This is a genomic window from Mesorhizobium sp. 1B3 (genome assembly GCF_050958605.1).
Classification (GTDB): Bacteria; Pseudomonadota; Alphaproteobacteria; order Rhizobiales; family Rhizobiaceae.
Genome location: NZ_JBJHDO010000011.1, coordinates 50,147 through 62,114, shown reverse-complemented (window position 1 = coordinate 62,114; position 11,968 = coordinate 50,147). Strand labels below are relative to the sequence as shown.

The 11,968-nt window shown below is 63.4% G+C and carries 12 protein-coding genes; 11 read left to right on the top strand and 1 reads right to left on the bottom strand.

What is annotated here, in order from left to right; all coding sequences use genetic code 11:
- The first annotated feature begins 29 nt into the window (after window positions 1-29).
- The 4 genes from ACCO56_RS25180 to ACCO56_RS25165 all read left to right on the top strand — a co-directional run bounded on the left by ACCO56_RS25180 (window position 30) and on the right by ACCO56_RS25165 (window position 3,226).
- A complete protein-coding gene (locus ACCO56_RS25180) occupies window positions 30-1,016 on the top strand; it encodes a Gfo/Idh/MocA family protein (protein WP_433643635.1) in 987 nt (328 codons plus the stop codon).
- A 205-nt stretch (window positions 1,017-1,221) separates the two neighbouring features.
- Window positions 1,222-2,184 carry a glycine betaine ABC transporter substrate-binding protein gene (locus ACCO56_RS25175; protein WP_433643634.1) on the top strand — a complete coding sequence of 321 codons (963 nt, stop codon included), beginning with the start codon at window positions 1,222-1,224 and terminating at the stop codon, window positions 2,182-2,184.
- Window positions 2,185-2,263: 79 nt separating this feature from the next.
- Entirely contained in the window at window positions 2,264-2,884 is a 621-nt protein-coding gene (locus ACCO56_RS25170; protein ID WP_433643789.1) for a L,D-transpeptidase, read from the top strand.
- Window positions 2,885-2,890: 6 nt separating this feature from the next.
- Window positions 2,891-3,226, top strand: coding sequence for a hypothetical protein (locus tag ACCO56_RS25165; protein ID WP_433643633.1), 336 nt, complete (start codon window positions 2,891-2,893; stop codon window positions 3,224-3,226).
- 21 nt (window positions 3,227-3,247) lie between these two features.
- On the opposite strand, the gene ACCO56_RS25160 is transcribed toward ACCO56_RS25165, so the two are convergent.
- A complete protein-coding gene (locus ACCO56_RS25160) occupies window positions 3,248-4,345 on the bottom strand; it encodes a zinc metalloprotease HtpX (RefSeq protein ID WP_433643632.1) in 1,098 nt (365 codons plus the stop codon).
- Between the two features lie 239 nt (window positions 4,346-4,584).
- Between ACCO56_RS25160 and dnaK the strand changes: the two genes are divergently transcribed.
- The 7 genes from dnaK to ACCO56_RS25125 all read left to right on the top strand — a co-directional run bounded on the left by dnaK (window position 4,585) and on the right by ACCO56_RS25125 (window position 11,824).
- Window positions 4,585-6,501, top strand: a complete 1,917-nt coding sequence (gene dnaK / locus ACCO56_RS25155; protein ID WP_433643631.1) for a molecular chaperone DnaK — start codon at window positions 4,585-4,587, stop codon at window positions 6,499-6,501.
- Window positions 6,502-6,696: 195 nt separating this feature from the next.
- Entirely contained in the window at window positions 6,697-7,824 is a 1,128-nt protein-coding gene (gene dnaJ / locus ACCO56_RS25150; protein ID WP_433643630.1) for a molecular chaperone DnaJ, read from the top strand.
- A 106-nt stretch (window positions 7,825-7,930) separates the two neighbouring features.
- Entirely contained in the window at window positions 7,931-8,548 is a 618-nt protein-coding gene (gene pmtA, locus ACCO56_RS25145) for a phospholipid N-methyltransferase PmtA (protein WP_433643629.1), read from the top strand.
- Between the two features lie 63 nt (window positions 8,549-8,611).
- A complete protein-coding gene (locus ACCO56_RS25140) occupies window positions 8,612-9,205 on the top strand; it encodes an NADPH-dependent FMN reductase (RefSeq protein WP_433643628.1) in 594 nt (197 codons plus the stop codon).
- 99 nt (window positions 9,206-9,304) lie between these two features.
- Window positions 9,305-10,003, top strand: a complete 699-nt coding sequence (pyrF, locus tag ACCO56_RS25135) for an orotidine-5'-phosphate decarboxylase (RefSeq protein WP_433643626.1) — start codon at window positions 9,305-9,307, stop codon at window positions 10,001-10,003.
- Between the two features lie 29 nt (window positions 10,004-10,032).
- Entirely contained in the window at window positions 10,033-10,326 is a 294-nt protein-coding gene (locus ACCO56_RS25130) for a DUF1330 domain-containing protein (protein ID WP_433643625.1), read from the top strand.
- A gap of 217 nt (window positions 10,327-10,543) precedes the next feature.
- Window positions 10,544-11,824, top strand: a complete 1,281-nt coding sequence (locus ACCO56_RS25125) for a polyhydroxyalkanoate depolymerase (protein ID WP_433643788.1) — start codon at window positions 10,544-10,546, stop codon at window positions 11,822-11,824.
- The last annotated feature ends 144 nt before the right edge of the window (window positions 11,825-11,968 follow it).

Sequence of the window (11,968 nt, the reverse complement as noted above, 5' to 3'; positions counted from 1 at the left end):
CGCTGGCTCGAAGCCGGAAGGAGAGGATCATGTTCCGCTGGGGAGTGCTTTCGACCGCCAAGATCGCCCGCGAGCAACTCATCCCGGCGATCGTGGATTCCGACAACGGGGTGCTGTCGGCGATCGCCAGCCGCGACCTGGCCAAGGCGCGCTCGCTCGCCGAGCGTTTCGGCGCCGCTCACGCGTTCGGGTCCTATGACGAGCTTCTCGCTTCCGATGCGGTCGACGGTGTCTACATTCCCTTGCCGACCTCCCAGCACGTCGAATGGACCCGCAAGGCGGCCGAGGCCGGCAAGCATGTGCTTGTCGAAAAGCCGCTGGCGCTCGACGCACGCGACATTCCTCCCCTCATCGAATTGCGCGACCGCAAGAAGGTCTTGATCTGCGAAGCCTTCATGGTCGTCTATCACCCGCAATGGATAAAAGTCCGCGAGCTGGTGGCGGCTGGCGCGATCGGGCGCCTGCGCCATGTGCAGGGTGCCTTCTCCTACTACAACGTCGATCCCGCCAACATGCGAAACCAGCTTTCGCTCGGTGGCGGCGCGCTGCCGGACATCGGGGTTTATCCGACCGTTTCGACTCGCTTCGTCACCGGCCGGGAGCCTCTGCGTGTCCAGGCGACGATCGAGCGGGACAGCACTTTCGGCACAGATATCTATTCCAGTATCCGGGCCGATTTCGGCGACTTCGAGCTTGGTTTCTATCTCTCCACCCAGATGGCGGCGCGGCAGATGATGGTTTTTCACGGCGAGAAGGGGTTCATCGAGGTGCATTCCCCCTTCAATGCCGGGCTCTACGACCACCACCGCGTCGAGTTGCACAACCAGAACCACACGGAAGCGACGGTGTTTCGTTTTCCGGGCACGCAGCAATACCGGCTCGAGGTGGAAAGCTTTGTCCGGGCTGCCACCGGGAACGGGGAGCGGGTATTTACGCTGGAGGAATCCGTGCTCAACCAGAAGGTCATCGACGCGATCTTCCGCGCCGGTGAGCGGGACGGCTGGGAAACGGTTTGACGACAGCCGCGCCGGGGAGCGCTTTCCGAAAGTATCGGCGGCCGAACACCTTCTCGGCCGACGGCTATTCGGCTGAAGCAAGAGCAACTAGTCACCACTTCAAAAGCAAAGCGAAAGTTTCGCTAGCGCGTTCGCCGTCATTGTGATTTCAATGTGTATGGTGGGACGGCGTGATCGCCAGAGGCGACGGCTGGAGGAGTGGGTTTTGTCCAAGCTTAACTGGCTGCGGCAATGCAGCCTGTCTGGAATTTTTCTGTCTGCCTTCTGCGGCCCAGGCCTGGCCGCTGATCTCACCGTGGGAATGCCGAACTGGCCTTCGGGTCAGGCGGCCGCCAACATCATCAAATACGGGATCGAGAAGCAGCTCGGTCTTGCAGTCGATGTCCGCGAGATGGGGACGATGACGATCTTTGCTGGGCTCGATGCCGGCGAGGTCGATATCCATCCCGAGGTCTGGCACCCGAATTTCGGCTCTCTCATCCAGAAATATGTCGATGACAAGAAGACGGTGCGGCTGAGCCCGAAAGAGGTATCGGCCAAGCAGGGCATCTGCACCACGCGCGAAACGGCCGAAAAGGGCGGCATCAAGGACGTTAGCGACCTGACGGATCCCCGTAAGACGGCGATTTTCGACACTGACGGCGACGGAAAGGGAGAAATCTGGATTGGCGCGTCGACCTGGTCTTCGACCACGATCGAGAAGATTCGCGCCCGCAGCTATGGTTACGCCGAGACGATGACCCTTCTCGAGATGCCCGAAGATGTCGCAATGGCGGCTGTCGACGCGGCGGTGGCGACGGGCAAGCCGATCGTGTTCTATTGCTACAGCCCCCATCACGTCTTCGAACTGCACGACATCGTGCAGTTGAGCGAACCCGCCTACGATCCGGCCAAGTGGAACGTCGTGCTGCCGGCCGACGACACGGACTGGTTGTCGAAATCCGCTGCGCCGGTGGCCTGGCCAGCGTCGCATTTCGAGATCGCTTTCTCGGCGGCGACGGCGGAGCGGTTGCCCAAGGTCGCATCCTTCCTCTCCAACATCGATTTCACGCCGGAGGAGATCACCCGGATGAGCTACGCGCTCCAAGTCGAGCGGCAGGACCCTGCGGCCTATGCGCAGCAATGGGTTTCCGATCATGCCGATCGCGTGGGCGCCTGGGCGAAGTGAGGAGGGGCCGATGATTCCGAAGTTTCAGACCCCCCCCAACCGTCGGCGGCTCGTGGGAGCCGCATGCGCGGCGCTCGCCATGATCGCGCTCGGCGCAAGCCTCGCTTATGCCGCTGGGACCCAGATCTTCGACCCGCAAACCCGCAAGTGGGTCGATTACGACAAGACCAAGGCGCGCAAATACTACGCCATGTACAAGCAGGTGCCGGAAGCCTTCCGGCGGCAGCAGGTGCCTTTCCGCACGGCGGAGAAGCCCGGCACCATCATCATCGACGGCAACCAGCATTTCCTCTACCTCGTCCAGCCTGGGCAGACCGCCATACGTTACGGCATCGGCGTCGGGCGCGAAGGCTTCGGATGGGCCGGGATCGTGCGCGTCGGACGCACGGCGGAATGGCCGACCTGGACGCCACCGGCCGAGATGGTCGAACGCGACCCCAACGCCCGCCAATATGCGAACGGCATGCCGGGCGGGCCGGACAATCCGCTGGGCGCGCGCGCGCTTTATCTCTACGAAGGCAACCAGGACACCATCTACCGCATCCACGGCACACCCGAACCGTGGTCGATCGGATTGAACGTGTCGTCCGGCTGCATCCGCATGAACAATGACGACATCATCGACCTTCACTCACGCGTCGCGGTCGGCGCGAAGGTCATCGTGCTGATGCAAGGTGCCTCGCTCTACAAGGGAGTTTGACCGGAAATGACCGACTGCCACCCCATTGCTGTTCCTGCTGCGAGGCGCTGGTCGGCCCCTGCCGGCGCCGCCATTGCCATGCTGCTGGCCGCCGGCTGCCAGTCGAACCAGCCGGCGGCGGGCGCCATGCGCCTCTCCGAGCAGACCGCGCCGGCCGATCTGCAGCTCGCTTGCGCGGCGGCCGCAGCTACCCCGCTCGGAGTCGACAGTGCCCGCATCCTGCCGGTCAGCTCCAGGCAGCTTGATCCGCAGAAGTACCAGGTCGATCTGGATGCAAGCGGCAACAAGGCGACCTGCGTGATCGATACGGCCGGGACGGTGCTTTCGGTCCAGAAAGTCTGATAAGGTCGGGATTCATCGCTCTTACCACCAGACACCACCCCGCAGCGGCCTGATGCGTGGCCCGTTGCGGGGCGGGTTGAGCGGGTGGGCGCAGGCCGGCAGGCGGTCGGCTTCGGTTTCGACGGCCTCAAGAAGGAGATGTCCGGCGAAGACGCCATGTGGCGCTTGCGGCCTTATGCGCGGGACGGTCGAATGCCGGCGCAGAACAGGGCGGCCATCCCCGAATTCGCTGCGGAGGCCATCGATCGGTTCCGCCTTCAGCGCGAGCAAGCGCTCAATGCGATCCTCGGTGCGAGGGTGGGATCTCAGGATGGAAGGGTCCGGCATGCGGCTGCCGGGCAGCAGGATGCCTTCCCACATCTTGCCTTGCGCCCTTTCGAGCTTCTTGAGCGCCATTGCAAGCCCTTCCGGATCGCCGGTCAGCATGGCCGCGCCGAGATCCGCGTCGAATTCGCGCGTGCGCGACAGCGCCATCTGCAGGAGCCCGCCGATGGTGGGCGCCGCGAGCAGCACGATCACGCCGAGCCAAGGGATCTGGGTGTCGTAGCCTCCGGCGAAGCCGGCCAGATTCAGAAACAGCGAGAACAGGCCGATCGTCGACATCAGCGAAGTGATTCGCGAAACGATGTCGGCGAAGGCCATCACCTTCACATCCTCATGGGCGACATGGCTGATCTCATGGGCCAGAACGCCGGCGAGCTCGCGGGTGGTCAGCATGCGGGCGAGAGCGTCGGTGACGGCAATCGCCGAATTCCCGCGCCTGCCTACGGCGAAGGCGTTCACCATGCGCGAGGGGATGACGTAAAGCTTCGGTGCGGCCGGCAGGGCGGCGCGGCGGGCCAACTCCTCGATCAAACGGTAGCCGGTGGGAAAGTCGGTAGGCGAGACGCGCGAGGCCTTGTACATGGACAGGACCATTTGCGGGCTGATCCGCCGCAGGAAAATCAGTGGGAGGATGCCGAAGACCGCGGCATAGGCAATGCCGATGGGACCGGCGAAGGCCCAGGCGGTCACGGCGAGCAGCAGCAGGCTGGCGGCTCCGAGCAGCCAGGTGTGGAGCGTATTCTGCACGCGGTTGTGGCGCTGGGCGAGAAGGTCGATCGTGGGAGCGTGGTTCATCGAACGCAATATGGTGTGGGACGCGGCCTTTGCCGAGAGGCGGCAACGCCCCGCCCGAGGGTGAAAAACGCCGCTAGGGCAGCGGCGCCAAATGCTTGCGCGTCGTAAAGGCTCTTCTTATATACGCCGCAATGCCGCTCGACCGGAATGGCCCGGTCGGACGGTAAATCTTGTGAATAGGGGCTGCCGCCGGAACGCCTCATGGGTCCTGGCAGCCTGCTCAGCGGAGAGAAGTCAAAATGGCAAAAGTCATCGGAATAGACCTCGGAACGACAAATTCCTGCGTCGCCGTGATGGACGGCAAGGACGCGAAGGTCATCGAGAACGCGGAAGGCGCGCGCACGACGCCCTCCATCGTCGCCTTTACCGACAGTGACGAGCGGCTCGTTGGCCAGCCGGCCAAACGCCAGGCGGTCACCAATCCAGAGAACACGATTTTCGCGGTGAAGCGCCTGATCGGCCGTCGCTATGACGATCCGGTGACCGAAAAGGACAAGAAGCTCGTCCCCTATAAGATCGTGAAGGGCGACAATGGCGACGCCTGGGTCGAAGCGGCCGGCAAGAAGCAGTCGCCATCGCAGATTTCTGCGATGATCCTGCAGAAGATGAAGGAAACGGCGGAAGCCTATCTCGGCGAAAAGGTCGAGAAGGCGGTCATCACCGTTCCCGCCTATTTCAACGACGCCCAGCGCCAGGCCACCAAGGACGCGGGCCGCATCGCCGGCCTCGAAGTGCTGCGCATCATCAATGAGCCGACCGCGGCCGCGCTGGCCTACGGCCTCGACAAGCGCGAGGGCAAGACGATAGCCGTCTATGATCTCGGCGGCGGCACCTTCGACATCTCCGTGTTGGAGATCGGCGACGGCGTGTTCGAGGTGAAGTCGACCAATGGCGACACCTTCCTCGGCGGCGAGGACTTCGACATGCGGCTGGTCGAGTATCTGGCGGCCGAGTTCAAGAAGGAGCAGGGCATCGACCTGAAAAACGACAAGCTGGCCCTGCAGCGCCTCAAGGAGGCGGCGGAAAAGGCCAAGATCGAGCTGTCGTCCGCTTCTCAGACCGAAATCAACCTGCCCTTCATTACCGCCGACGCCACCGGGCCGAAGCACCTGACGATGAAGCTCACCCGCGCCAAGTTCGAGTCGCTGGTCGAGGACCTCGTCCAGCGCACCATCGAGCCTTGCAAGGCCGCCCTCAAGGATGCCGGCCTCAAGGCGGGCGAGATCGACGAGGTGGTTCTGGTCGGCGGCATGACGCGCATGCCCAAGGTCCAGGAAGTGGTGAAGCAGTTCTTCGGCAAGGAGCCGCACAAGGGCGTCAACCCGGACGAGGTCGTCGCCATCGGCGCGGCCATCCAGGCGGGCGTCCTGCAAGGTGACGTCAAGGACGTGCTGCTGCTCGACGTGACTCCGCTGTCGCTCGGCATCGAGACGCTGGGCGGTGTCTTCACCCGTCTGATCGACCGCAACACGACCATTCCGACCAAGAAGAGCCAGGTCTTCTCGACCGCCGAGGATTCACAGTCGGCCGTCACCATCCGGGTCTTCCAGGGCGAGCGCGAGATGGCCGCGGACAACAAGCTGCTCGGCCAGTTCGACCTGGTCGGTATCCCGCCGGCGCCGCGCGGCGTGCCGCAGATCGAAGTCACCTTCGACATCGACGCCAACGGCATCGTCAACGTGTCGGCCAAGGACAAGGGCACCGGCAAGGAGCATCAGATCCGCATCCAGGCTTCGGGCGGTCTGTCCGACGCCGACATCGAGAAGATGGTCAAGGAGGCGGAAGCCAACGCCGACAGCGACAAGAAGCGTCGCGCCCTGGTCGAAGCACGCAACCAGGCCGAGTCGCTCGTCCATTCTTCGGAGAAGTCCCTGAACGAGTATGGCGACAAGGTCACGGAAGCCGATCGCACCGCGATCTCCGACGCTATCGCCGCGCTGAAGACGGCAATCGAGGGCGACGACGTGGAGGAGATCAACGCCAAGAGCCAGGCGCTCGCCGAAGCTTCCATGAAGCTCGGCCAAGCGATGTATGAGGCCTCCCAGAAGGAGGCGGCGGAAGCCGATGCGAAGGCGGATGCCGCTGGGGAAGGCGATGTCGTGGACGCCGACTTCGAGGAGATCGACGAGAACGACGACAAGAAGAAGTCCGCCTGACGAGGCGAAAGGCGGCGGTAAAGCCAGGCCCGGCTTCAAGCCGGGCCTTTTTACAGCCGAAGGAAGAAAATTCCGGCCGAAGCCGCGGCAGTACTGGTATCGCAGCGCGCGGTTCACTAAATCGGAGAGGGCCGGTGCCGGAGAAACACGGTCGACAATGCGCAAAGACATTGAACATCCGGACGACGGGACAAGATGAAGGCTGATTTCTACGAGACGCTCGGCGTCCACAAGGGCGCGGACGAGAAGGAGCTCAAGTCCGCATTCCGAAAGCTGGCCATGCAGTTTCACCCGGACCGCAATCCCGGCGACGCGACCTGCGAGCACCGTTTCAAGGAAATCAACGAGGCCTATGAAACGCTCAAGGATCCGCAGAAGCGCGCGGCCTACGACCGGTTCGGCCATGCCGCCTTCGAGAATGGCGGAGGTTTCGGCGCGAACGGCTTTGCCGGCGGCGGTTTCGCGGACATCTTCGAGGATATTTTCGGCGACATGATGGGCGGCCGGCAGCGCCGCTCCGCCAACGGCCGCGAGCGCGGCGCCGACCTTCGCTACAATATGGAAATCACGCTGGAGGAGGCGTTCTCCGGCAAGACGGCCCAGATACGCGTGCCTGTATCGGTTTCCTGTGTCGAATGCTCGGGATCGGGAGCCAAGCCCGGCACCCAGCCCGTCACCTGCACCATGTGCTCCGGCTCCGGTCGCGTTCGCGCCAGCCAGGGCTTCTTCTCCATCGAGCGCACCTGCCCGCAGTGCCAGGGCCGTGGCCAGATGATCAAGGACCCCTGCTCGAAATGTTCGGGTCAGGGGCGCGTGGTCGAGGAACGTTCGCTTTCGGTCAACATTCCCGCCGGAATAGAGGACGGCACGCGTATTCGGCTCGCCGGCGAGGGCGAGGCAGGCCTGCGAGGCGGACCGTCGGGAGACCTCTACATCTTCCTGTCGGTCAAGCCCCACGAACTCTTCCAGCGTGACGGCGCCGATCTTTATTGCAAGGTGCCGATCTCGATGACCACGGCCGCGCTCGGCGGCTCGTTCGAAGTCGCCACGCTGGACGGAACCCAGACCCGGGTAAAAGTGCCCGAGGGATCGCAGAATGGTCGTCAGTTCCGCCTCAAGGGCAAGGGGATGCCGGTGCTGCGCCAGCCGGCGGTGGGCGACCTCTTCATCCAGGTCGCGGTCGAGACGCCGCAGAACCTGACACGGCGCCAGCGCGAACTGCTCGAAGAGTTCGAGAAGCTGTCGTCACACGACAATTCTCCGCAGTCGAGCGGCTTCTTCTCGCGCATGAAGGATTTCTTCGAATCCTTCGGCGAGCGCTGAACGCGCGAGGAAACGCTGCTCTGTCCACAGCGTTGGTTCTGGACATATCTTGCCTGAGGGTGCATTGCCGCTAAGAATCGATGCGGCGGGGTTGAGGAGAACGGTCATGGCACGCGGTCCCGGGCTTCGCAAAGCCTTCGCCGAAAAGTTCGACGACGAGCTTCGCTTTTTCAAGGGCTGGATCGACAAGCCCAAGGCGGTCGGCTCGATCATCCCCACCAGTTCCGTCACAGCCCGGCGCATGGCCTCTGTCATCGATACCGAATCGGGCTTGCCCGTTCTTGAGCTCGGACCCGGCACCGGCGTCATCACAAAGGCCATTCTCGCGCATGGCGTGAATCCAGAGGACCTCTATACGGTCGAATATTCCGAAGATTTCGTCCGGCATCTGAAAAAGCAGTTCCACCGGGTAAACATCATCCATGGCGACGCTTTCGATCTCGACACCACGCTGGGCGACAAGCGCGGCCTGATGTTCGATGCCGTGGTCTCGGGCGTGCCGCTGCTCAATTTCCCCGTGGCCCGGCGCATCCGCTACATCGAGAACCTGCTTGCGCGCATCCCGGAGGGCCGGCCCATCGTCCAGCTCACCTACGGCCCGCTCTCTCCGGTGCCTGCGGGCAAGGGCGACTACACGGTCGAGCATTTCGATTTCGTGCTGCGCAACATCCCGCCGACCCAGCTCTGGATCTATCGCCGACCCGGTTTCGGCCGAGCCCATTGACGGTGCCAAGCAGCGAGGCGCCGTAGGGCGGCGGCCGGAGCGTGAAGACAGAGAGGCTTATCCGTGCCTGCACCCAAGATACTGGTTTTCGCCGGGTCGATCCGCACCGGCGCCTATAGCGGTCGCACGGCCGATGCCGCCACCCGGGAACTCGCGCTGGAGGGCGCAGAGGTGACGCGCATCTCGCTGGCCGACTATACCATGCCGATCATGGATCAGGACCTGGAGCGCGAGAAGGGCGTCCCCGAAAACGCCTACCGCCTCGGACGCATGATCGCCGCCCATCACGGGATGCTGATCGCCAGCCCGGAATACAATGCGTCCATCCCGCCGCTGCTCAAGAACACGCTCGACTGGGTAAGTCGCATCCGTCGCGACAACGGCCGCACGTTTAAGCCCTTCGAGGGCAGGGTCGCCGGGCTCTGCTCGTCGTCGGAAGGCAACTTCGCCGGTGCTCGCGGTCTCTACCACCTGCGCGCCGTGCTGATGGCTTGCGGGGTCGAGGTAATCACGCCGCAATGCGCGATCGGACGCGCCCACGAAGCTTTCGACGAGGAAGGCGAGATCCGGGAAGAGCGCGTGCGCCTGGCCATGCAGACGGTGGTTCGCACGCTCATCGAGCGGGCGCGAATGTTCTCCTTCGGGTTGGAGCGGTGATCAAGCTGGTCCAAAACGGAAAAAGCTTCGCATTCGGCTTCCCAAGCGGGCCTCGAAGGACGCACCATGGCAGACGTGCGAGATTTGAAGGAGCCGGAGATGCAGCCTGATTCCATGCGCGACCGCCTGATCGTCGGACTCGACGTGCCGACATTGGCCGAAGCCGAAAAGGTGGTGCGGGATCTTGAGGGGATGGTGGCTTTCTACAAGATTGGCTATCAGCTCGCCTTCGCCGGCGGCCTGGATTTCGCCCGGGACTTGGCATCCGGCGGCACCAAGGTCTTCCTCGACATGAAGCTGCTCGACATCGATAATACCGTGGCGAAGGGTGTCGAGAACATCGTCAAGATGGGCGTCACGATGCTGACGCTCCATGCCTATCCTAAGGCTATGCGCGCGGCGGTGGACGCGGCGCGGGGCAGCCCTCTTTGTCTTCTCGGGGTCACCGTGCTCACCTCCATGGATGAGCGAGACCTCGCCGATGCCGGTTATCGGGACGATCCGAACACGCTGGTTCTGAAGCGTGCGGAACAGGCGCGCGGCGCCGGCATGGGCGGGATCGTCTGTTCGGCCGCCGAGGCCGCGGCGGTGCGTGGCGTGATCGGCCCCGGCATGGCCGTCGTCACGCCCGGCATCCGCCCGGCCGGCGGCGATGCCGGCGACCAGAAGCGGGTGATGACGCCAGCCGATGCCATCCGCGCCGGCGCCAGCCATCTCGTCGTTGCACGGCCGATCGTCGCGGCTGTTGACAGGCGGCGGGCCGCCCAGGCAATCCTCGAGGAGATGGCCGCCGCCTGAGGCGGCCGCACGCGACAAGGGAGAGAAGAATGGCCAAGGCGTATTGGATCGCGCATGTCGATGTCCGTGATCCCGAGGGATACAAGGACTATGTGGCGACGGCGAAACCGGCCTTCGAGAAGTATGGGGCGAAGTTCCTGGCGCGGGGCGGCGCCTATGAGGCGATGGAGGGCCGCGGGCGCGGGCGCAACGTGGTGATCGAGTTCCCATCCTTGGAAGCGGCGAAGAACTGCTACAATTCGCCGGAATATCAGGCCGCCAAGGCGATCCGTCAAAGACATGCCGAGGCCGAGATGATCATCGTCGAGGGCTACGAAGGCTGAACGTCGCTGCTTAGCTGCTTCTCGTGCCGCAGATTGGGCCGGACGGCGTTGAACACCTTTTCCGACACACGCTCAGCGAAAGGCGCTCGGGTGGACCAAAGCACGACGTGACAATTCCGTGACTGCATATTGCATTGCAGCAATCCGATGTTAATTTTGCTGCATAACAATATGAGCCGTGACCGGCTTTCTATGCCGGCATGGCGACTGGATTGCTATGTTCTATCAGCTTTATGAACTCAACCACGCGGCGATGCAGCCATTCCGGGCCTATGCCGACGCCGTCAGGCTGTTTTATTCCAACCCGCTCAACCCGTTTTCGCAGACGCCTTGGGGCCGCATGGCCGCGGCGATGGCTGAGCTGTTCGAGCGTACGACACGCCGCTACGGCAAGCCGAGCTTCAATCTCCCGACCACGGTCGTCGACTGGAAAACGGTGACGGTGGCCGAGAGGGTCGCCTGGTCGCGCCCCTTCTGCAACCTGATCCATTTCGAACGCGCCTTGCCGGCCGGCCGGCGCAAGAAGGATCCGAAGCTGCTGATCGTGGCGCCGATGTCGGGGCATTATGCAACCCTGTTGCGCGGCACGGTGGAAGCGTTGATGCCCTACGCGGAGGTCTACATCACCGACTGGGTGGACGCGCGCATGGTGCCGGTCGCCGAGGGTCGCTTCGACCTCGACGACTATATCGATTACGTCATCGACATGATTCACGCGCTGGGGCCCGACACACATGTGATGGCGGTGTGCCAGCCATCCGTGCCGGTGCTGGCGGCCGTCGCGATCATGGAGGTGCGCGGCGATCGCTACGCGCCGTCGACGATGACGCTGATGGGCGGCCCGATCGACACGCGCCGCAACCCTACTGCGGTCAACCTGCTTGCCGAGGAGAAGGGCATCGACTGGTTCCGCGACAATGTCATCATGCAGGCTCCCTGGCCCGAGCCCGGCTTCGGCCGCTCGGTCTATCCGGGTTTCCTGCAGCTTTCGGGGTTCATGAGCATGAATCTCGACCGCCACATCATCGCTCACAAGGACTTCTTCATGCACCTTGTGAAGAATGACGGTGACAGTGCCGAGAAGCACCGCGATTTCTATGACGAGTATCTGGCGGTCATGGATCTGACTGCGGAATTCTATCTCCAGACGGTCGAAACCGTCTTCGTGCGCCACGACCTGCCCAAAGGGCAGATGAAGCATCGCGGCGAGCTCGTGGACCCCGGCGCCATCCGCAACGTCGCCCTGTTCACCGTCGAGGGCGAGAACGACGACATTTCGGGGGTGGGCCAGACGCAGGCCGCCCAGGATCTGTGCGTCAACATTCCCGCCGACATGCGCGCTCACTACCTGCAGCCGGCCGTCGGCCACTACGGCGTGTTCAACGGCTCGCGCTTCCGTGCCGAGATCGTGCCGCGCATCGTCGACTTCATCACCAGCTACGGCAGGGAAGGCCGCATAGCCATCGAGCCGCGCATCGTCAGGCTGGCTGAGAACTGACGGCACCCATTTCGGCTGGATTGATCTCTCGGGGCTCAAAAGCGCCGCGTACCCGGCTGGCCGCAAGGCGTTTGATCGCTCGATATGCATGTTGCCCAACCGTGTTCCAGCGGTTTGAGCAGCTGTAGCGTCTTCATTGTCCGA